General features: G+C 64.7%; 18 protein-coding genes. 12 read left to right on the forward strand and 6 right to left on the reverse strand.

Going from position 1 to position 20,111, the window contains the following annotated elements:
- The first annotated feature begins 12 nt into the window (after positions 1 to 12).
- The 4 genes from OLW90_RS00330 to OLW90_RS00340 all read left to right on the forward strand — a co-directional run bounded on the left by OLW90_RS00330 (position 13) and on the right by OLW90_RS00340 (position 3,819).
- Entirely contained in the window at positions 13 to 321 is a 309-nt protein-coding gene (locus tag OLW90_RS00330) for a hypothetical protein (RefSeq protein WP_319650310.1), read from the forward strand.
- A gap of 517 nt (positions 322 to 838) precedes the next feature.
- Entirely contained in the window at positions 839 to 1,819 is a 981-nt protein-coding gene (locus OLW90_RS00335) for an ABC-three component system protein (protein ID WP_319650311.1), read from the forward strand.
- 7 nt (positions 1,820 to 1,826) lie between these two features.
- The gene (locus OLW90_RS11620) at positions 1,827 to 2,036 is read left to right on the forward strand and encodes an ABC-three component system middle component 8 (protein ID WP_242722634.1); all 210 of its coding nucleotides are present in this window, start codon (positions 1,827 to 1,829) and stop codon (positions 2,034 to 2,036) included.
- The gene (locus tag OLW90_RS00340; RefSeq protein WP_319650312.1) at positions 2,023 to 3,819 is read left to right on the forward strand and encodes a DUF2326 domain-containing protein; all 1,797 of its coding nucleotides are present in this window, start codon (positions 2,023 to 2,025) and stop codon (positions 3,817 to 3,819) included. Before OLW90_RS11620 ends, OLW90_RS00340 begins: the two co-directional genes overlap by 14 nt.
- A 388-nt stretch (positions 3,820 to 4,207) precedes the next feature.
- On the opposite strand, the gene OLW90_RS00345 is transcribed toward OLW90_RS00340, so the two are convergent.
- A complete protein-coding gene (locus tag OLW90_RS00345; protein ID WP_319651890.1) occupies positions 4,208 to 6,571 on the reverse strand; it encodes an ATP-dependent RNA helicase in 2,364 nt (787 codons plus the stop codon).
- 4 nt (positions 6,572 to 6,575) lie between these two features.
- Positions 6,576 to 7,244: a sugar O-acetyltransferase gene (locus OLW90_RS00350; protein WP_319650314.1), complete on the reverse strand. Its 669-nt coding sequence runs from the start codon at positions 7,242 to 7,244 to the stop codon at positions 6,576 to 6,578.
- 59 nt (positions 7,245 to 7,303) lie between these two features.
- On the opposite strand from OLW90_RS00350, the gene OLW90_RS00355 reads away from it, so the two are divergent.
- The 5 genes from OLW90_RS00355 to OLW90_RS00375 all read left to right on the forward strand — a co-directional run bounded on the left by OLW90_RS00355 (position 7,304) and on the right by OLW90_RS00375 (position 10,789).
- Entirely contained in the window at positions 7,304 to 8,044 is a 741-nt protein-coding gene (locus tag OLW90_RS00355) for an SDR family oxidoreductase (RefSeq protein ID WP_319650315.1), read from the forward strand.
- Complete coding sequence (locus OLW90_RS00360; RefSeq protein ID WP_319650316.1) at positions 8,041 to 8,700, forward strand: LysE family translocator; 660 nt, start codon at positions 8,041 to 8,043, stop codon at positions 8,698 to 8,700. The genes OLW90_RS00355 and OLW90_RS00360 overlap by 4 nt, the downstream gene beginning before the upstream one ends.
- 94 nt (positions 8,701 to 8,794) lie before the next feature.
- Positions 8,795 to 9,091, forward strand: a complete 297-nt coding sequence (locus OLW90_RS00365; protein ID WP_319650317.1) for an RNA-binding S4 domain-containing protein — start codon at positions 8,795 to 8,797, stop codon at positions 9,089 to 9,091.
- On the forward strand, positions 9,091 to 9,888 hold the full coding sequence (locus OLW90_RS00370) for a VOC family protein (protein ID WP_319650318.1): 798 nt from the start codon (positions 9,091 to 9,093) through the stop codon (positions 9,886 to 9,888). The genes OLW90_RS00365 and OLW90_RS00370 overlap by 1 nt, the downstream gene beginning before the upstream one ends.
- Before the next feature lie 10 nt (positions 9,889 to 9,898).
- Positions 9,899 to 10,789, forward strand: a complete 891-nt coding sequence (locus OLW90_RS00375) for a hypothetical protein (RefSeq protein ID WP_319650319.1) — start codon at positions 9,899 to 9,901, stop codon at positions 10,787 to 10,789.
- A 338-nt stretch (positions 10,790 to 11,127) separates the two neighbouring features.
- On the opposite strand, the gene OLW90_RS00380 is transcribed toward OLW90_RS00375, so the two are convergent.
- Positions 11,128 to 12,036, reverse strand: a complete 909-nt coding sequence (locus OLW90_RS00380) for an alpha/beta hydrolase (RefSeq protein WP_319650320.1) — start codon at positions 12,034 to 12,036, stop codon at positions 11,128 to 11,130.
- Positions 12,037 to 12,107: 71 nt separating this feature from the next.
- Entirely contained in the window at positions 12,108 to 14,153 is a 2,046-nt protein-coding gene (locus tag OLW90_RS00385; protein WP_319650321.1) for a M13 family metallopeptidase, read from the reverse strand.
- Positions 14,154 to 14,177: 24 nt separating this feature from the next.
- Here OLW90_RS00385 and OLW90_RS00390 point away from each other — a divergent pair, with 24 nt between their 5' ends.
- On the forward strand, positions 14,178 to 14,690 hold the full coding sequence (locus OLW90_RS00390; protein WP_319650322.1) for a hypothetical protein: 513 nt from the start codon (positions 14,178 to 14,180) through the stop codon (positions 14,688 to 14,690).
- Positions 14,687 to 15,529 (forward strand): PrsW family intramembrane metalloprotease, encoded by an 843-nt coding sequence (locus OLW90_RS00395; protein ID WP_319650323.1) that lies wholly within the window; start codon positions 14,687 to 14,689, stop codon positions 15,527 to 15,529. The genes OLW90_RS00390 and OLW90_RS00395 overlap by 4 nt, the downstream gene beginning before the upstream one ends.
- 49 nt (positions 15,530 to 15,578) lie before the next feature.
- On the opposite strand, the gene ybaK is transcribed toward OLW90_RS00395, so the two are convergent.
- Positions 15,579 to 16,079, reverse strand: a complete 501-nt coding sequence (ybaK, locus tag OLW90_RS00400) for a Cys-tRNA(Pro) deacylase (RefSeq protein ID WP_319650324.1) — start codon at positions 16,077 to 16,079, stop codon at positions 15,579 to 15,581.
- Between the two features lie 400 nt (positions 16,080 to 16,479).
- On the opposite strand from ybaK, the gene OLW90_RS00405 reads away from it, so the two are divergent.
- Positions 16,480 to 17,823 carry an IS256 family transposase gene (locus tag OLW90_RS00405; protein WP_319649700.1) on the forward strand — a complete coding sequence of 448 codons (1,344 nt, stop codon included), beginning with the start codon at positions 16,480 to 16,482 and terminating at the stop codon, positions 17,821 to 17,823.
- Between the two features lie 228 nt (positions 17,824 to 18,051).
- Here the strand turns inward: OLW90_RS00405 and OLW90_RS00410 are convergent, their stop codons facing one another.
- On the reverse strand, positions 18,052 to 20,094 hold the full coding sequence (locus OLW90_RS00410) for an acyl-CoA dehydrogenase family protein (RefSeq protein ID WP_319650325.1): 2,043 nt from the start codon (positions 20,092 to 20,094) through the stop codon (positions 18,052 to 18,054).
- Between the last annotated feature and the right edge of the window lie 17 nt (positions 20,095 to 20,111).

The following is a 20,111-nucleotide window of genomic DNA, read 5'->3' on the forward strand; positions in this document are numbered from 1 at the left end:
GCCTTAGCGGGCATGAAGCACACCATCGGAGCGCTCGTGGCGCAGGTTCCGCAGGGCTGGGGAGAAACACGGGGCGAGGAGATCATTCAGGGGCTATGCCGCGCCTCCCGCCTCCTGGGGCTTATCGACGCCCACCTCGTCGCCACCGCCAGCGACCTCCCCGCCCTGGCCGTCCACGCCGGGCGTCACAGTGCCGACCTGCCCTCTGGTTTTCAGTTGTGCCAGCGCGGTGCTTGTGAGGAGGGTGGGGTGTTGGTGGATGCTTCTTTTCTCGTGCGGTTGGCGCGGGTGGAGGGGGTGGGGAGGGAGGTGGTGGTTTAGGGGTTTGGTTGATGGGCGCGGTGCCTGCTACCGTCTCTCTGCGTCAAAAGAGCGGAACCGAATCCAGGAGGCTTCACGCTGCGTGGCTTGCAAGGCTCGGCGAGCCTCCGATTGAGCCGACCGCGCGCACACGCTGGCATAGCGGGGCGGCGACGATTGTGCTCTACCGGCATCGTCACGAGATCGCTGGCCCCTCGCCGATCGGTAGCCGCAGTGAGGGCCGCGGCTTTGACCAAGCTGCTGCCTACCGAGCGGCAAAGGCTGTGTTCGCCCGCGTGCGAACTCTTAGCACCGCACCAGACGGCGGACCTCAGCAGGAGATGGGCTGGGTCGCCCAGCCCGAACTGCGCCGGTGATGAAGCTGCTATGATCGATGGAGTGGTGAGGTGCCGACGCGCGTCGTCCGCACTGGGCGCCCCGCCCTCAGCTAGGATTGACAACGAGAGACTGCGCACGCGCACCTGAGGGAACGGCTAAAAGCACAGCACGAACTAGTAAGTAAGAGGGAGTGATTCCGATGAAGTACCCATACGAGAATCTATCCCCTGAGCAGTTCGAAACGTTGGTCACCCTGATATGCCAAGAGCTTCTCGGAATCAGCGTGCAAGGATTTGCCACAGGACCAGATGGCGGACGTGATGCAAGGTTCGAAGGAACCGCGCAACTCCACCCGAGCGTCTCGGAGCCTTGGAAAGGCCGCGTGGTGATCCAAGCAAAACACACGAACGGTCTTAACAAGTCTTTCACGGAGTCTGATTTCTACAGTGCAACGAGCAAGACAAGCGTCGTTGCCGATGAGATACCGAGGATCACATCACTGAAAAACTCGGGCGAACTCGATCACTACATGCTCTTCTCGAATCGAAGATTAACCGGGAACGGAGAGTCTGAGATTCGCCGGGCTATATCCGCGGCTTGCGGAGTTCCCACTGGCTCTATATATCTTTGCGGGATTGAGCAGATCGAGCTTTGGCTCAAGCGCTTCAGAAGTATTCCTGAGATCGCGGGTATCGATCCTATTGACTCCCCACTAATCGTAAGCCCGGAGGACATAGCAGAGATCGTTGCCGCGTTCGCCCAGCATCGCGACGGGATGGTATCAATACTCGATGATCCGCCCACCCCACGGGTCGATCTGGCCACAAAGGATCGACTGAACGGGATGAGTGACGATTACTCGAAGGCGCTCCGGCGTAAATACTTGAAGGATACCGAGCAGATCCGGCAGTTTCTTGCTGCTCCTGAGAATGGTGAGCTGCTTAGTGCCTATGAGTCAGCAGTCGACGAATTCGAGTTGCGAATCATCACCCATCGAAAGGATTATCATTCCTTCGATCAGGTTATGGACTACCTCATCGACTTGCTCTTCGAGAGAGACCCCATACTGAGGCAACACAAGCGTCTAACTAGAGCACTGCTCTTCTACATGTACTGGAACTGTGACATCGGAGCGAAGGGAGACGACAGTGCTGAGACCGACGAAACACTCGCATCCTGACAGAACAGTGCTCAACGTTGCTCTTATAGCTCTGGAAGTTCTGAAGCGTAAACGACTCGAGGACTATGACACTCTTCGTGCTACGGCAAAGAAACGAGTGTCCGGAGGTGATGTCTTGTTTCTTCCGGCAGTGAACTTTCTCTACCTGATGGGTCTCGTCGAGTACCGGCCGAAGACTGACTCGTTCGAGTATGTAGGTCCCAATGAAGCTGTCTAGAATCTACTCGAATCGCGATGAAGCATTCACTCCCATCGACTTTAATGATGGTCTGAACGTTGTTATTGCGGAGATCCGTGTACCGGAAAACCGTAATAAGGATACGCATAATCTGGGGAAAACTACCCTTGGTCTACTTCTTGATTTCTGCCTACTTGCGCGGCGTGACGCGAAGATGTTTCTGTTCAAGCACAAGGAGCTGTTCGAGGACTTTGTCTTCTATCTCGAACTTGAACTTGGGTCAGGATCGTACGTAACGATCAGAAGGTCGGTTGAGGAAGCATCCAAGATTAGCTTTAAGCGACATGCGTCACCCGGTCAGGACTTCCAGCACTTGCCCGAGGAGCAATGGGATCATTACAAAGTGGCGTTCGACCGATCCAAAGCAATCCTGGACGGTCTTCTAGATCTAAGCGCTGTTCGTCCTTGGGACTTCCGTAAGGGTCTCGGCTACTTTCTGCGCACTCAGGACGATTATTCTGACGTGTTTCAACTCAAGCGATTCGCGTCCGGGCATGCGAAATGGAAGCCGTACGTCGCTCACATCCTAGGTTTTGACGCTCAGTTGATCTTTGACTTTTACGAGCGAGAGGAGCGGATCGATACCCTTCGCGCGGATGAGAAGACTATTCAGTCCGAACTTGGGGGTTCCATTGAGGATCTTGGTCGAATCGAAGGTCTCCTGCTGCTCAAGCGGCAGCAAGCAGAGAAACAGCAAGTGAAGCTTGATAGTTTCGATTTTCAGGACCAAGACAAGGCAAAGACAAAAGATCTTGTTGACCAGATCGATCAGGAAATCGCCGACCTGAACGCTGAACGATACACGCTTATGTACAACAGGAAGAAGATACTGTCTTCCCTGGACGATGGCGAGATGGCCTTTGATCCGGAGCGCGCCGCGCGTCTCTTTGAGGAAGCTGGCGTGCTATTCGGGGGGCAGATTAAGCGTGACTACGAACAGTTAATCGCGTTCAACGCGGCGATTACTGAAGAGCGTCGTGGCTACCTGCTAGAGGAGAAAGCAGAAGTTGAATCTCGGCTCAAGGAAGTCGGTACAGAACTCAATCGACTCGGCAAACGCAGATCAGAGACTCTATCTTTCTTGAGCGACACCGACGTTGTACGCAAGTACAAGGAAGCCTCAGATGAACTAGTCGAGCTACGTTCCGACGTCATCTCCCTGACCCGGCAACGCGAGCACCTTCAGACCCTCCAAAGGCTACGGTCGGAGATCCGTGATGCTGTTGAAGAGAAGACGCACTTAGAATCTGCCCTGGAAAGAGAGTTCGAGGAGAAGAACAGGCCAGGTACCGACAGCGTTTATAGAACTATCCGGCTGCTCTTTGACGAGATAATTGAGGGAGTGCTTGATCAGAACGCACTGCTCACGGTGTCGCTGAATCAGCAGTATCATCCGGAGTTCGAAGCCGAGATTCTTGATGAATCAGGAAATGCCACGAGCGCGCAACGGGGCCACACATATAAGAAGCTTCTGTGCATTGCGTTCGACCTGGCAGTGCTTAGGGCGCACCTCGGTAAAGGCTTCCCCGCATTTGTGTTCCACGATGGGGTATTCGAATCGCTGGATAAGCGCAAGAAGTCAAACCTTCTTTATGTGATGCGAGAATACTCAAATCTTGGAATACAGCAAATCGTCACGCTTATTGATACGGATATGCCCCCCGATGTCGACGGTACGCCAGTCTTCTCCAAGGACGAGATTGTGCTCAGGCTTCACGACGAAGGACCTGAAGGTCGGCTCTTCAGACTGCGGTCGTGGTAGCGCGAAGCGTGGTTAGCGGCCTATCCGCCGGGCTTGTGGTTCGTACCGTCAGGTCCGGCGGAGAATAGAAGTGTCGACTATGTCTGCTCTGCTTCTGGGGTTCGGCGTGTTGGTTGGGTTTGAGCCACGAGGTCCTTGGTGTGCGTCTACACCGTCATCCGATACACGTTGAACCGCCGACAGATCGAGACCACGCTCTCGCCGTTCGCCCAGGCCGCCTCAAACAGCTTACGATGCTCATCGTTTGTTCCAACTGTGGGAGAACAACCGGTAGGGTCTATGGGCGTCGGAAACTATGGCAACTGAAGTGACATTGAAGCGTCCTGGGTTTTGTTCCTCGGTCCCATCAAGGAGGACGGGAACATCACCCAACGATACCCACAAGAGTTCAAAGCCCCCTCCTCTTCACCCTCCCCGTGGCCTGCGAGCTCCACGGGTCCTCCGGCCAGGGGTGCTTGGGGTAGCGGCCGCGCATTTCCGCGCGCACCTGAGCGTAGGGGCCGGACCAGAAGCTGGCGAGGTCGTCGGTAATGGCGAGGTCGCGGCCCGCCGGGGAGAGCAACCGGAACTGCACCGGCACCCCGGCGCAGGTGGGGGATTGCGCCAGGCCAAAGCACTCCTGGAGTTTTACCCGCACCACCGGGCGGCCCTCGGAGTAGTCCACGCGGGGGCGCGAACCACTGGGCACTTCCAGGCGCTCGGGGGCGAGTTCCTCCATGCGGGCGGCCTCCGGCCAGGGCAGCAGCCGCTGTAAGGCTGGGTAAAGATCCACCGGTTTTCCATCGGCTAGGGCCTCTAACTCCGGCCGCAGCCACGCCTCGGGGTCGGCGGCGGAAACCTCCGGCCAGGGCTCTCCCAGCCGCGAGCGGAGAAAGGCCAGCCGGTCGCGCAGGTGCGCGGCGGCGGGGGAGAGAGTGAACATCGCCAGCCCCTCGGCTCGCACCGTGGCCGCGAGGGCGGAAACGGCCTGCTCGGTGGGCACTGCGATGGGAGTGGAGGAGAGCCGGATCGCGCCCAGGCGGCGCACCAGCCGACCTCGCACCCGCCCCTGGGACACCTCGGCCTGGTACTCCTCCGTCACGCCCACCGCTTCCAGCGCCTCGTCCTCGCTGAGCCGCGCGGCGGCGCGAATCACCGCGCCCTCCCCCGAGCGGGAGACCTCCGCGACGGCGAGCCAGGGGGCGTCGGCAAGCGGGGAGGAACGGGGCAGGCGCGCCCGCGTGCCGGAGGCCAGCAGGTAATCGGAGTCCTGTCGCCGCGCCACTAGGGCGGGATAGGCGTGGGCGGTGACCGCGCCGGGGGTTACCCTGTGCGCGGGGACGGACACCAGGCGGCGCAGCCGCTCCACTTCCCGGCGAGGGGCCTGAGCGGCGGCGATGTCCCCGGAGGGGGAGGAGGCTAGCACCGCCACCGTCTCCGCCGCCGAGGGGCCCAAGTCCCGCAGCGCGCGACCCAGGCGCGGGTCGAGGGGTAGGGCGGCCAGGGCACGACCGGTGTCGGTCGCGGTGCCGTCGGCGGCGAGGGCACCGAGGCTAAAAAGGGTGGCCTCGGCGGCGTCGAGAGCCTGCTGTGGGGGAGCCTGAAGCAGCGGCAGACCCTCCCCGCGTGGGGTGCCCCAGCATGCCAGCCACAGCGCGGCCTGGGTGAGGTCGCTCACCGCGATCTCCGGGGTGACCTCGGCGGGCAGGTGCTGAAACTCCTGCTCGGAGAACGCCCGAATCACCCGGCCCGGCCCCTCGCGCCCGGCACGCCCCGCGCGTTGCTCGGCGGTGGGTCGCGCCTCCGAGACCGTGACCAGCCCATTCATCTGGCGGGCGGCGTCGCGGCGCGGCTCGCGGGAGAGCCCGGAATCCACCACCGCGCGCACGCCCGGCACGGTGAGCGAGGACTCGGCTATCGACGTCGCCACCACCACCCGGGGCCGCTCGCCGGGCTGTAATGCTGCGTGAGTCTGCGCCGCGCTCAGTCGCCCGTGCAGCGGCACGCCCAGGTCACCCAGGTGCCCGAGAACCCGCTCCACCTCGCGCACCCCGGGCGCGAACACCAGCACGGACTGTCCGTGCCTCTGCACATCGCGGCGCGCCAGGTGAGCCAAGTGCTCATAAAACGTCGGCTCCCCGCGCAGACGGCCGGGGTGCGGGGCGTACTCCACGCTCAGCGGGTGGATCACCGCCGGGCTATCCACGATGGGCGCGCCGCCCATGAGCGCGGCGTAGCGCGCGGCCTGCACGGTGGCGGACATCGCCACCAGCACCAGATCCTCGCGCAACTGGGCAACCTCGATGAGCATGCCCAGCAGCACGTCCGTGTCCAGGTGACGCTCGTGTACCTCATCGACCACCACGGCGGCCACGCCCTCCAGGGAGGGATCGCGCAGCACCATGCGCAGCAGCACGCCGGGGGTCACGAACTCCACCAGCGCCCCGGCCAGGCTGTGCCCCCGCATGCGGTGGCCCACGCGCTCGCCCAGGGCGCTGCCGTCGAGGTGGGCCAGGCGCTGCGCGGCGGAGCGCACCGCCACGCGGCGCGGGGCGCAGACGAGCACCTTGCTGATCGCGCCGGGATCAGCTGATTTTTCGGAGGCCGCGAGCGCAAGGTTCGTCAGCGCCGGGGGTACCAGCGTGGTCTTACCCGTGCCGGGCGGGGCCTGCACCACGGCGCGGCGTTGGGTGGCGCAGGCGCGGGTGAGGTCGTTGAGGGCGGCGGCGAAGGGCAGGCCGGTGCCGATGCGGGAGAGGTCGAAGGGGCGCATGGGGTTATTGTTGCTGGACTTGCTGGGGTTGTTGCCGCTGGGGTTGTTTTGCTTGCCCTTGCGGGAGCGCCGCCCGCTCGGCGTCGGCACGCTGCCGGTCGCGCATGCGCACCACGCGCGCCGGGTGGCCCAGGGCCACGGCGTCGTCTGGAATATTGCGGGTGACCAGGGAACCCGCGCCGATGGTCACGCGGTCACCGATGCTCACCCCCGGCAGCACGATTGTGCCCGCACCAATCCAGGTATCGGCGCCCACCGTGATGGGCAGCGCCTGCTCCCAGCCCTCGGCGCGCATCTCCACATCGTCCACCGGGTGCCCCACGGTGAGGAACTGGCAGTTCGGGCCGATCAGCGTGCGCTCCCCGATGGTCACGGGCGCGCTGCTGAGCACCGTCACACCCATGTTGATGAACACGTCGCGGCCCAGGCGCAGGTGACAGCCGTACTCGACGCTGGCCGGGGCGATCACCGTGGCGGTGGCGTGATCGGCGCGAGTGAGTTCCCTAATGATCTCGCGGGCGGCGCGCGGGTCGGTATTGTCCAGGGCGTTGAGTTCGTGCAGCAGGCCGAAGCTGCGCTGCTGTTCTGCGGTGAGCTCCGGGCTTCCGGGAAGGTGCCAGGCCCCGGAGGCCATCTGTTCCAGGGAGGTTGTGGGGGTCGCGGGATGCGTCATGTCCACCATTGTGACATTAAGGCCGGGGTGTGATGCGCGCCTCGCTATAGTGAGGAGGCATGAGCGAACGCGAGCAGAAAATAGCGGTGGTCACCGGGGCGTCCTCCGGGATCGGGGCCGCCACCGCACGCGCTTTGGCTACCGACGGCTGGTACGTCATCGCTGCCGCGCGCCGCTATGAGCGGGTGGCCGCCCTAGCGGAAGAAATCGGGGGGCAGGCCTGCCGCCTCGACGTCACCGATGAGGAATCCGTGCTGGGACTGGCCCGCTGCGTGGCGGAACGCGGCGGCTGCGACCTGCTGGTGAACAACGCCGGCGGGGCGCGCGGACTCGACCCCGTGATAGAGGCGGACATAGAAAAATGGCGCTGGATGTACGAGGTCAATGTGCTGGGCACCCTCCGCGTGAGCAACGCCCTGCATGAGGCCCTGGCGGCCTCCCCGCACGGGGGCCTCGTGGTGAACATCGGCTCCGTGGCCGGACTCAACCCCTACCCCGGCGGCGCCGGATACAACGCCGCCAAGTTCGGGCTGCGTGCGCTGACCCGCGTGCAGCGCATAGAGGAGGCCTCCGCCACACCCGAGGGGCTGCGCGTCACCCAGATCGACCCCGGCCGCGTGCACACCGAGGAGTTCTCCCTCAACCGCTTTGACGGCGACGCCGCCCGCGCCGCCGCTGTGTACGAGGGCGTGCTCAGCCTCAGCGCCGAGGACATTGCCGAGGCCGTCCGCTGGGTGGCCTCCCTGCCCGCACACGTCAATGTGGATCACCTCCACCTCATGCCCAAGGACCAGGCATGACGCTCGCCTCCTTCCTCGCGCTGCTGGTCACCTGGTGCACCGCGATCCTCAGCCCCGGGCCGGACATCGTGCAGATCACCCGCCTGGGATCGCGCAGCCGCCGCGCCGGGGTGTGGTGCGCCGTGGGGATCATGACGGGCAACGCCATCTGGATCATCGCCTCCCTGGCCGGATTGGCCGCCCTCATGCAGGCCTACCCGGCGATTCTGGGGTGGCTGCAACTCCTCGGCGGCTCCTACCTGGGGTGGTTGGGATTCAAGGCGCTGCGCGCGGGGATAAAGGGGTGGGGTGGTTCTTCCTCTTCTCTGTCGCCTGCCGGGCCTACTGGGCCTGCCGAACCCGAGATCAGCGCCGCCCAGGCCTGGCGCTCCGGCCTGGCCACCAACATGGCCAACCCCAAGGCCATCGTGTTCTTTGGCGCGGTATTCTCCCAGTTCATTCGCCCGGATATGGGCGCGCACTGGACGCTGATCGTGGCCGTGGCCCTCATCGTGGTGGGGCTGGCGTGGTTTGTGGGATTCGCCCTGGCGGTGCGGGCACTTTCCGCCAAGATCGCCCGCAACGGGGCGCTTATTGATGTGATCACCGGCGCGATCTTCCTCCTGCTCGCGGTGTACATGATGGTGGAGGGGGTGCGGGCGGTGGTGTGGGGTTAAAGCCGGGTGAAAACCAAACGCCCACAAGCAGGCAGAAAATCTGCGTCCTTGTGAGCTGACGTTTCTTATCGTACACCCCACTACACTCAACCCCATGCAGGTAGTTGAGGTATCCATCAGGGAAGAAACCATCAAGCTCGGGCAGTTCATCAAGCTGGCCAGCCTCGTGGCCACCGGGGGTGAGGCCAAGGAGGCCATCGCCGCCGGGATCGTCACGGTCAATGAGGAGCCGGAGGTGCGCCGGGGGCGTACCCTGATCTCCGGCGACGTGGTGTGCGTGCAGGGTAACTGCGCCCGGGTGATCGCGGCCAGCGAGGCCCCCGAGGACGATTATTTTGACGAGGCCACCGCCGATGATGACTTTGATCCTGAGAAGTGGAGGAACCTCTAATGCCCGCTTTCCATGCCGAGCCGGGAATGCCCTATTGGATTGACCTTAATACCTCCGATCCCCGCCGCAGCGAGTATTTTTATTCCGAACTCCTGGGGTGGGAGTTTGAATCCGTGGGCGAGCAGGGCCAGCGTTTAGCGCGCGTGCAGGGGCTGCCGGTGGCCGGTTTGTTGCCGCAGCCGGAGGAATCCGCCCTCCCGGACACCTGGGTCACCTCCTTCCTCGCGCGCGACCTGGATGTGCAGGTGGGGGGCGTCGATAAGCTCGGCGGCAGGGTGCTCAGCGCGCCGCAGCCCGCGCAGGTGGGTCGCCTCGCGGTGCTTGCCGACGCCACCGGGGCCCTCTTTGGCCTGGTAGAACCCAATGCGGGCGAGGCCTTTGTGGCGGCCGGGGAGCCGGGCACGCCGGTGTGGCACGAACTGACCGCCACCACGCGGTACGCGCAGGCGGGGGAGTTTTACCGGGAGTTGCTGGGCTGGACGCTCGCGGAGGAGGAAGGGTACACCGCCGCGCTTGCCGACGGCGCGGCCTTCGCCGGGCTGGCCGATGCCGAGGGGCAGTTCCCGCCGCAGGTGCCGAGTTTTTGGCAGAGTTACCTGGGAATTGAGGATATTGACGTGCGCGTGGCGCGGGTGGCGGAATTGGGCGGCGAGGTGATTAGGCGACCCTGGGATAGTCCCTTTGGGCGGTTGGCGATTATCGCGGATTCCACCGGAGCGACCGTCACGTTGTGCGAGGTGGAGCCCTATACCGAGCCCGATATTCAAGAAGGTGACGATATTTTTTCAGCGTTGTAATATACGCCACGTGCACAAAATATTCTCCCGTTCCCTGGCTCTCTCCGGCGCGGCCCTCGTTCTGGCGGTTCCCGCCGCGCAGGGCCTCACCATTGATCCCGCCTTTGTGCCCGAGCGCACCCAAATGACGATGAACATTGCCGGTGGCCCCACCATTGCCACCGCGAACGCCTCGGAATCCCGCCCGGCGCTCTCCCTCTCCAAGCTCTACCTGGGGTATTGGGTGCTCGCTCACGGGGCACCCGAGGACGCCGCCAAGGTGGAAAACATGATCCGCTACTCCGAGGACGGCACCGCCTCCGCCCTCGACGCGCGTTATCCGCAGGCGATCCCCGAGGTCATCGCACAGTTCGGCCTGAGCAACACCCATCACAACGGCTTCTGGGGTAACACCACCACCAGCACCAACGACGTGACCACCTTCCTCGAAGCCACCCGCCACGACCCCGCGGCCCGACCCCTCTTCGAGGGAATGCGCACCGCCGCCCCCGTGGCCGCCGACGGCTACGCCCAGGATTACGGCACCGCCCAATTGCCGGGCGTGCTGGGCACCAAGTTCGGCTGGGCCGACGATCGAAGCGTCCACGCCACCGCCTCCTTTGGCCCCGGTTTCAGCATCGCGGCCAACACCTACGGCACCCGCGATGACCACACCCAGGACGTGAAGGGCGCCGTGATCCCCGAGGCCCCGGCTCTGCCGGGGGTACCGGCTTTGCCGGAGGCGGTCGTTCCCCCGGTGAACGAGTCCAGCACCACCGTGGAAACCAGCGAGATGGCCACCGGCACGGAGATCAAGGATCACGTGGCTTGCGTGGATCCGCTCGACGTGCGCGACGCCCTGATCAGCGACGACGCCGCCATCCCCGGCGGCCTCCTCCGAGCCCTGCCGGGCTGTGCTTGATTCTGCGGCGCGGTGTAGCGCTCGGTTGTAGCTCTAAGGGGTGCCATTAGGTGGGGTCGGGGGCGCGGTCCAGCCGCAATGGCACCCCTTGGTGTTGAGGAGCGCTGAGATTTAGTGACGGGCGGGGTCTGCAACCTTGAGGGGTGCCACTGGGAGGGGATTGTGGCCGGAAGCCCCGGTAATGGCACCCGTTAGTGTTGTGGAGCGCAGTGGTACGCCGGGCCACCAACGCGCAACAACGCCGAACAACACAGAACAACGCTAAGGGGTGCCGCTGGGTCGGTTACCCCGCCCGAACCCCGGCCAATGGCACCCCTTAGCGCTGTTTGCCGCCGCTACTACCCCTTCAGGAACTCGGCCACGCCCCGGATCTTGGCGCGGGCCACCTCGGGGGTGGAGATGCGGTGTCGGGCGGTGAACTCCTGGATCTCCACGTGGGCGGCCTGGTCGAGGCCGGAGGGTCGGGAGGCGATCTCGTCGTGGAGCGCGATCTGCACCAGGGTGCGCGGCCACTCGGTGACCGGCGGCAGATTCAACCCACCGCGCACCTCCTCCGGGAGGTTCGCCACCGAGGCGAGGTCGGGGAAGGTGAGCACCAGGGCGTCGAAAAGCGGCGCGGTGAGGGTCGCGAGCGCCCCACCGGAGGAATAACCCCAGCCCGTGACGTGCTGCGCCCCCTGGGAGCGGGCGTAATCCACGGCGGCGCGCACCGCCGTGTGCATGTCCCCGAGGGTGTGGGCGGGGGCGAGGGGATAATCCAGATCCAGGATCGTGGTGCCAGACAGCGCGGCGGCCGCCGCCACCTCGGGCCGCCACTGGTGTTCCAGCGCCTCCCCGGAGCCGCGCCACCACCCGCCGGAGTGGAGGGAGATGGCCCAGCGGCCGGAGGGGCGAGGGGGAACAAAAACGCGCCCCGCCACGGCGGGCACCTCGTGGGCGGTGACCTCGGTGCCAAAGGCCACCCCGGGCATGGAGTGATCGCGGCCGGCGCCGAGCATGAGCATGGCGGCGTGGGTGAGGCGATCGGGGAGGAGCGCGGTCCAGCGGTCGGCGGGGAGGGGATCGCCCGCGCCCCCGGCCCAGGGCGGGCTAAAAGAGGGCAGCGGATAATGGGCATCAATATAGGTGCCCAGTTGCTCTAACTGCTGCTCCTCGGTGAACTCGCGGTCGATGCCGCCCACCTGGAAGTCCTGGCGCTCGCGGGCCTCGGCGTGATCGGGGGTGGGCGCGGTGTTTTCCCTAGTCATGCGCCCCAGGGTAATCAGGGCGCGAGGTTCGCGCCGCGCACCTTAAACACCGCGCTGCACAAACCCAACCCCTACCAAATGCGCACGCGATCCTCCGGGGCCACCCACATCGGGGAATCCGGGCCGATCTCCGGGAAGGCCTCGTAGAACTCCGCCACGTTGGCGGCGATCACGTTGCACCGGAACTCCGCCGGGGAATGGGGATCAATGGCCAGGTACTGGGTGGCCATCTCCGGGCGGATCGCGGTGCGCCATACCCGGGCCCAGGAGAGGAAGAGGCGCTGGAACCCGGTGAACTCGGTTTCGGCCACGGCGGGGTCGGCCCCTTCCACCTCGAAGCGGGCGGTCTCGGAGCCGTCCTGGCCGTGATCGGCCAGCCAGTTCTTGTAGGCCACCACGGCGATGCCCAGGCCACCCAGGTCACCGATGTTCTCGCCCAGGGTGAAGCGGCCGTTCACGCCGGGAGCGGCGGCAGCGGGAGTGCCGGAGGTGCCGGGAGCGTCGGAGGTGCCGGGAGTGCCGGAGGTGCCGGGAGCGTCCGGTTCGCCTGCACCAGCCCCAGCCTCAACACCAGAGGCACCAGCGGCCTCGCGCAGCACGGAGGGCACCAGGCCGTCGAACTGCTCCACAAGCTTCTCGGTGAGGTCGCCAAAGGCGGCGCGGTCCTCTCCGCTCCACCAACTGTGCAGGTTGCCGTGGCCGTCATACTGCGAGCCCTGGTCATCGAAGCCGTGGCCGATCTCGTGGCCGATCACCGCGCCGATGGCGCCGAAGTTCTCGGCGGCATCCGCCTCCGGGTCAAAGAAGGGCGGTTGGAGGATCGCGGCGGGGAAGGTGATGTCATTGACCGTGGGGTTATAGAAGGCATTGACGGTCTGCGGAGTACTCACCCATTCGGCGCGGTCGGTGGGCTTGCCCACCTTGTTTACCTCGTAGTCGTGGAGGAAGGCGGAGCCTGCGCGCACGTTGGCCACCAGGTCCTCGCCCCGGGCGGAGAAGGTGAGGCCCTCGTAGGAGCGCCAGGTGGCGGGGTAGCCGATCTTGGCCTGGAAGAGGCCGAGCTTTTCCAGGGCGCGCTGCTTGGTGGCCTCGGTCATCCAGTCCAGGGCGGTGATCCGCTCCCGGTAGGCGGCCGTGAGGTAATCCACCAGCGTGAGCATTTGTTTCTTGGAACTGGCGGGGAAGTGCTCCTCCACGTAAGCGCGGCCGATCTCGTAGCCCACCAGGGATTCCGCCAGGCCCACGGCGCGCTTCCAGCGCTCGCGCTGCTCGGTGGCTCCGGAGAGGCGGCGGCCAAAGAAGTCAAAGTTGGCCGCGGAGATCTCCGGGCTGAGCACGCCGGCGCGGGAACTGAGCAGGTGCCAGGTGGCCCATAGTTTCCACTCGGGCAGGCGCTCCTGGGTGAGCAGGCCGGCGAGGTGTTCCACGTAGGAGGGCTCGCGCACGATGAGGCGGCGCTCCGGGAGGCGGGCGGCGCGCAGCAGGGTCTGGATAATCTCGGGGAGGTCGGTGAACTCGGTGGGGTTATTGGTCTTGATGGCGTCGCGGCTATCCACCACGTCCCAGTGGCCCTGGGCCAGGCTGGTTTCCAGGTTCACGATGGTGGTGGCGGCCTCCGCCGCGGAGGCCGAGTCAGTGGCCACGGAGGGCAGGAAGCTGAGCATCTTCTCCACGTGCTCGCGGTAGGCGGCCAGCGTCTCGGCGTGATCGGCGGAGCGGTAATAGGCTTCGTCGGGAAGCCCCAGGCCGGACTGCACCAGGTAGGCCACGTCCGTGTCCCCCTCGGAGTCCTTGGCCACCCAGAATCCCACCGGGGCTCCCACGCCCTCGCGGTCTAATTCACCCAGCACGCGGGCCAGGTCCTCGGGCGTCTGCGCGGCGTCGATCCGCTCCAGATCGGGGTTCAGGGGCTCCACCCCGGCCCGGCTGAGGGCCTCGGTGTCCATGAATGCGGTGTAGAGGGCACCGGCGCGGCCGTCGTTAGCCTGGAGGATACGGTGGACGTCGGCCTCGGCGGCGTCGCGAAGCGCGTGGAAGATGCCGTCCACCCCGCGATCAGCGGGAATGGTGTGGGAGGCGAGCCAGGGGCCGTTAATATATTCGTACAGATTCTGCATGGGCCCCACTGTACTGTGGTGTCCATGCCGCGCTACCGACTCCAACCGGACAGGCCCCTCCTGCTGTGGTGGGGCCTGCTCGCTGCGCTCGCCGTGTACTTTGGCGTACCCGCCGCGCTCAACGCCGTCGTTCCGCCGCGCTCCGCCACCGCCGACGCCGTGGAACTCGGCACGCACGGCGGGGACTGGAAGGTGCCGGTGGCGGGCCTGGAATGCCGCAGCGGCGGCTTCTCCCTCACCGAGACATGGACATGCGGCGACACGCTGCTCAGCTCCACCGTGATGGAGGGCGTGAAGGACGAGGACCGCACCCTGCGCCGCCTCATGCGCGGCGCCAGCGAGGACCTGGCGTACCCCAGCGCGGACGCCTCCCGCACCGAGCACGAGGGCATACCCATGCTTATCGACGGCCCCCGCGTCGCCCTCCTGCACGAGGGCCCCGACGGACAGCACCTGGGCGTGGTCCTCGACGGCCCGCAGCAGGGAATACTCGATAAGATCCTGGACGCCCTGACCGAGGAGGCCCGGCAGCGATGAACCGTCTCTTTGCCATCACCCTGGGCATTTGCACCGGGTTGGGCGTGCTGGCCGTGCTTTTCAACCTCGCGGGAATGCTGATAGTCAGCCCCGCCGGGCTCGGAATCGGACTGGGACTGGGGCTATGTTACGTGCTGCTCATCCTGGGGCTACTGATGTGGAGCCCCATGTGGCCCAAGGGCTCTTATCTCTGGGCGCTCCTGGCCCTGCTCTGGGGCGGGGGAGTGTCCTTTGGAATCGTCATGGCCCTGGGTCTGCCGAGTTCCGAGATCCCCGTCAAACTTGGCTGGGAACTCGTGGAGGCCTCCTTTGGCGGGGCCTACCCGGAGGAGGCCGCCAAGGCCCTGGGCGTGGTAGTGATCCTGCTCAGCTTCCGGCGACTCAACCGCCCCTGGCACGGCCTCATCGTGGGCGCGGTGGTGGGCCTGGGCTTCGGGACCATCGAAAACATCCTCTACGGGGTTAATGGTGCGGTTCTTGACCCCAACTCCGACGCCTCCGGCGCCCTCAGCCTATGGATACTCCGCCTGGTGGCCGGGCCCTTCCTCCACATCGTGTTCACCGGAATCGCGGGCTGGGGAATCGGCGTGGCCCTTTATACCGCCGAGGCTTCGTGGGCGTGGCGGGTTGGTCGGGCGCTCGGCTGGTTCCTGGTGGGCTTTGGCCTGCACTTTGCCTGGAACCTGTTGTGGAATAGCGAGGTGGCGCAGATCATCAACATGATCGTGGTGGCCCTGGTGATGTACCCGCTGGTGGTGTGGCTCTTTATCCGCGGAAACCGGCAGGCGCGCCGGGACGACACCTACGCCTATAGCAAGGAGCCGGTGGTGGTTGTGTAGTTCAGGCGCTTTAGGTTCGGCGCAGGTGCCTTAGGCGCGGTTCGCTACGTTAAGCGCGGCGCGCGATGGGGGCGAACACCGCCCCGGTGGCCTGGGCGAGGACTTCGGGGCTGAGCACCAGGTCAAAGCCCCTTTTACCACCGGAAACCAGCACTTCATTTTGGCTGCTTAGGGAGGACTCCACCACCGTGGGCAGCCGCTTCTTCTGCCCGATCGGGCTAATTCCACCCACCACATACCCCGTGACCCGTTCCGCTACGGAGGGATCGCACATCGTGGCCTTTTTGACGCGAAGCGCGGCGGCCATCGCCTTGAGATTGAGTTGGTGAGTGACCGGCAGCACCGCCACCGCCAGACCCTTATCCGACTCCACCAGCAACGTCTTGGCGATCTGTGCTGCGTCTATCCCCTCGTGGTGTAGGGCCTCGGCGGCCTCTTCGCCAAAGTGGTGATTGGCGGGATCGTGATCGAAGGTCAGGGTGCTAAAGGGCAGGCCTGCCTTTTCCAGGGCCAGGGTGGCGGGTGTGGCGTGTGATTTCTTTGCAGGCATGGGGATGAGTGTAGGGCGTGTGGTGTGTTGGCTGGTGGGGCCGCGCGCTAAGGGGTGCCATTGGGGGTTGGGAGCGGGGTGACTGGGCGGTGGTGGCACCCCTTAGTGGTGTGTTTAATCGCGGTGCTTGGGTACGGAACCTTTAAGGGGGTCATTGGGGTTGGGGATTGGCTGGTGGGCTTCGAGGTGGCACCCCTTGGGAGCCTCATGGAGGGTCAATCCGGTGCCCGGTGGGATACGTCGCTCTGGAACAACGCTAAGGGGTGCCACTACCGGCCTTGGAGTGATCCTCAACCTCTCAATGGCACCCCTTAATGCGCACGGGGTATGGAGGTGAGAAAGTGAGAGTGTCTGATGGTTTGTGTGTGGGATTCCATCCCGCATAAGGAGACAAGCCAGAATGACTACTGTGACACGACGAGATCCGGCTGATAAGGCCAAGATTGACGCGATTGAGAAAAAGCTGCTTGCAAACCCTGAGATCGCGAAGCTCATTGATGATTTAGGCACCTCAACCACCGACGCCAACGATTTGGTGCGTGGGATGTTGCAAGCCTCGATTACCAGGGGTTTAAACGCCGAGATGGATGCCCACCTGGGCTACCGGCCAGGGGATAGAGACGCTAAAGCAGCACTAGGCACAGACAACCACCGCAACGGGGCGTATCCAAAGACCGTGGATTCTCACTACGGTCCGGTAACTGTCGAGGTTCCCAGGGACCGGGCCGGGACGTTTGTTCCGACCATGGTCCCGAAAGGCTCGCGGCGTTTGACCGATGTTGACGACATGATTGTGAGCTTGTATGCCGGGGGCATGACAGTGCGCGATATCCAACACCATATGGCTACTGCCATGCGTGTTGATATCTCCCACGAGACGATTTCTGCGGTGACTGACGCTGTCCTTGATGAGGTCATGGTGTGGCAGAACCGCCAGTTAGATGAGTTCTACCCCGTCATTTTCCTTGATGCGCTGCGCATTAAAGTCCGTGAGGGCGGGCGCGTGGTCAACAAGTCCGCGTATATGGCCATTGGGGTGGATCTCGACGGCATCAAACACATCTTGGGGCTATGGATCGCGAGGGAAGAAGGCGCGTCGTTTTGGGCCCATGTGTGCTCGAATCTGGCTAATCGCGGGGTCAAAGATGTCTTCATTGTCTGCTGTGACGGGCTCAAAGGCCTGCCTGAGGCTGTGGAGGCATCCTGGCCGGGATCGATGGTACAAACCTGTGTTGTGCACTTGATTCGTGCTGCTAACAGGTGGGTTGCCTACGGGGACCGTAAGGCGGTTTCAGCGGCCTTGAAGAAGGTCTATACCGCCCCTGATGGCTCCAGTGCTGCCATTGCACTCGAGGAGTTTGCTTCTTCGGGTCTTGGCCAGAAATATCCCAGGTCAGTCAAGGTGTGGCAGGACGCATGGGAGAGGTTCGTGCCGTTTTTGCAGTTCCCTCCGGCAGCGCGCAAAGTCATCTACACCACCAATTCCATCGAGTCGTTTAACAACGAGTTGCGCAAAGCCACCCGCAACCGCGTGCAGTTTACGAACGACGAATCCGCGTTGAAGACCTTGTGGTTGATGATCTGCAATATTGAAGACAAACGCGCTGCTCGCAGGGCCAAGGAAGGTAAAAAGGCCGCGGCTACCGCCGGGAGGCTTGTGGAAGGAGCGAAAGTCTCAGGCTGGAAGCAAGCCATCAACCAGATGGCCGTGGCCTACCCCGACCGCTTCGACCAATACCTCTAAGAAAACCGCCCCACACACAAACAACTTGACACGCTCTCACCCCGAGGCGGCACCCCTTAGCGCTGCCGCCGCCGCAGCGGCAACCACGCGGCCCCCGCATGGCAAGCAGCACAACCCCCGGCGTCGCCAAGCCCCACGTCCTGGCCCCAATAACCCCCCACCCCCACGCACCAAAAAGAGGCCAGCGCGCCCGTCCACGGACGGCGCACCAGCCCCTTGACCCCAGAATTACGCAGCGGCCCCCGGCAGCGGGTCCACGCCGGAGTCGTTGAGCATGGGCACGTCTACCAGGACGTCGGGGATGCCAAAGGCATCCACGAGCACCCCGGACCACGGCCCGATGGAGTCCACCAGGTCGTTCACGGCGGCGCGGGCGGCCTTGGTGCGGTTACCGGAGAGGATGTTCTGCTCCTGGTACCAGCCCGCGTGCTTGAGGATGGTGGAGAACGCAAAGAGGTGGCGGATCTGCTCCAGCACGGGGAAGGCCGGGGAGTCCTTGGGGAGTTCGGCCTCGGCCTCAATGAGGGCCTCGATGAGCATGGTGTTGATCCGAGCCCAGGCCAGGTCGATGAGGTGGTCCTGGGCGCGATCCACGAGCTTCACGGCGTCGGCGGGCTCCATCTTCTTGGCGTCCTTGAGGCGGCGGGCCAAGGACTTCACGAGGTTCTGCTCGCGCTCCTGGATGATCTTGGCCTGGTAGCCGGCGTCGAAGAGGGAGTTCTCCTCGCGGTCGCTCACGCGCTCGATGAGGCTCTGCACGGTCAGCGGAATGGAGGTGCGCTGGCGCAGCACGTCGCTGATGCTCTCCACGCTGAACTTCACCATGTCGAGGGGGGAGAGGTCGGAGAGGTCGCGGGCGTAGGCGGTGATGAGTTCCTTGCCCACCAGCTGGAGGAGCACGGTGTTATCGCCCTCGAAGGTGGTGAACACATCGGAATCGCCCTTGAAGATGGTCAGGCGGTTTTCCGCCATGTACCCGGCTCCGCCGCAGGCCTCGCGGCACTCCTGGATCGTGTCGGTGGCGTGGGCGGTGGCGGCCACCTTGACGGCGGCGGCGCGGGATTCCGTCTCGCGCTGCTTGTGCAGTTGCTCCTCGTTGGGGTTGGCCACGTCCCACTCGCCGCGGTTGATGGCGGAGGTCTGATCGTGCAGGCGCTCGATCATCTGGTTCTGGAGCAGCGCCAGAGCGTAGGAGCGGGCCAGGCGGGGCAGCAGGCGCAGGCGGTGAGCGCGGTGGTCGATCAGGCGCTTCTCCTTGCCGGGCAGGCCCTCGAACTGACGACGCCGCATGGCGTAGCGCACCGCGATCGTCAGGGAGGCGCGGGTGGCGGCACCTGCGGCGGCGCCCACGGCCACGCGGCCGCGAATCAGGGTGCCGAGCATGGTGAAGAAGCGGCGGTTGCGGGACTCGATGGGGGAGGAGTACACGCCGTCCTCGGAGACGTCGCCAAAGCGGTTGAGCAGGGCCTCGCGCGGCACGCGGACCTTGTCAAAGCTCAGGGTGCCGTTGTCCACGCCCATCAGGCCGCCCTTGTGGCCGTGATCCCCGATGGTCACGCCGGGCAGGGTGTTGCCGTCCTCGTCGCGGATCGGCACCAGCAGGCAGTGCACGCCGTGGGATTCCTCCACGCCGGGGGTGTAGAGCTGGGCGAATACCGCGGCCATGCGGCCGTGCTTGGCGGCGTTGCCGATGTACACCTTCTCCGCCGAGGGGGTGGGGGAGTCCACGATGAACTCCTTGGTCTCGGGGTCGTAGGTGGCGGTGGTCTCGATGTTCTGAACGTCGGAACCGTGGCCGCGCTCGGTCATGCCGAAGCAACCCAGGAGCTTGAGGTCGATGATGTCACGCACGTAGTGGGAGTGGCGCTCGGTACCCAGGGCGTCCACGGCCCCGCCCCACAGGCCCCACTGCACGCCGCCCTTGACCATGGTGGAGAGGTCGGCGTAGCCCACCATTTCCAGGCCGGTGAGGGTGGCCCCGGTGTCCCCGCCGCCGCCGTTCTCCGGGGCGAAAACGCCCTTCTGCATCTTCGTTTCGGCCAGGATGGCGAGCTTATCCAGCATGGCCTCGCGGGCCTCGTCCATGCTCAGGGTGGGGTCGTGCAGTAGTTCCTTTCCGCGCTCGCTGACGGCCTGGCGGAAGACGTCGCGGGAGCTGGCCCAGCGGCCGTCGAGAAGCTTCCGCAGGTCCTTGGTGGCGGCGGGATCGGGCGTGGTGGGCAGGGTGCGCGGGCTGCCCTTTTCCGGGGTGGCGCGGTTCTTATCGGTCATGATGAACTCCTAGGGGA

It is taken from the genome of Corynebacterium sp. 21KM1197 (assembly GCF_033783015.1).
Classification (GTDB): Bacteria; Actinomycetota; Actinomycetes; order Mycobacteriales; family Mycobacteriaceae; genus Corynebacterium.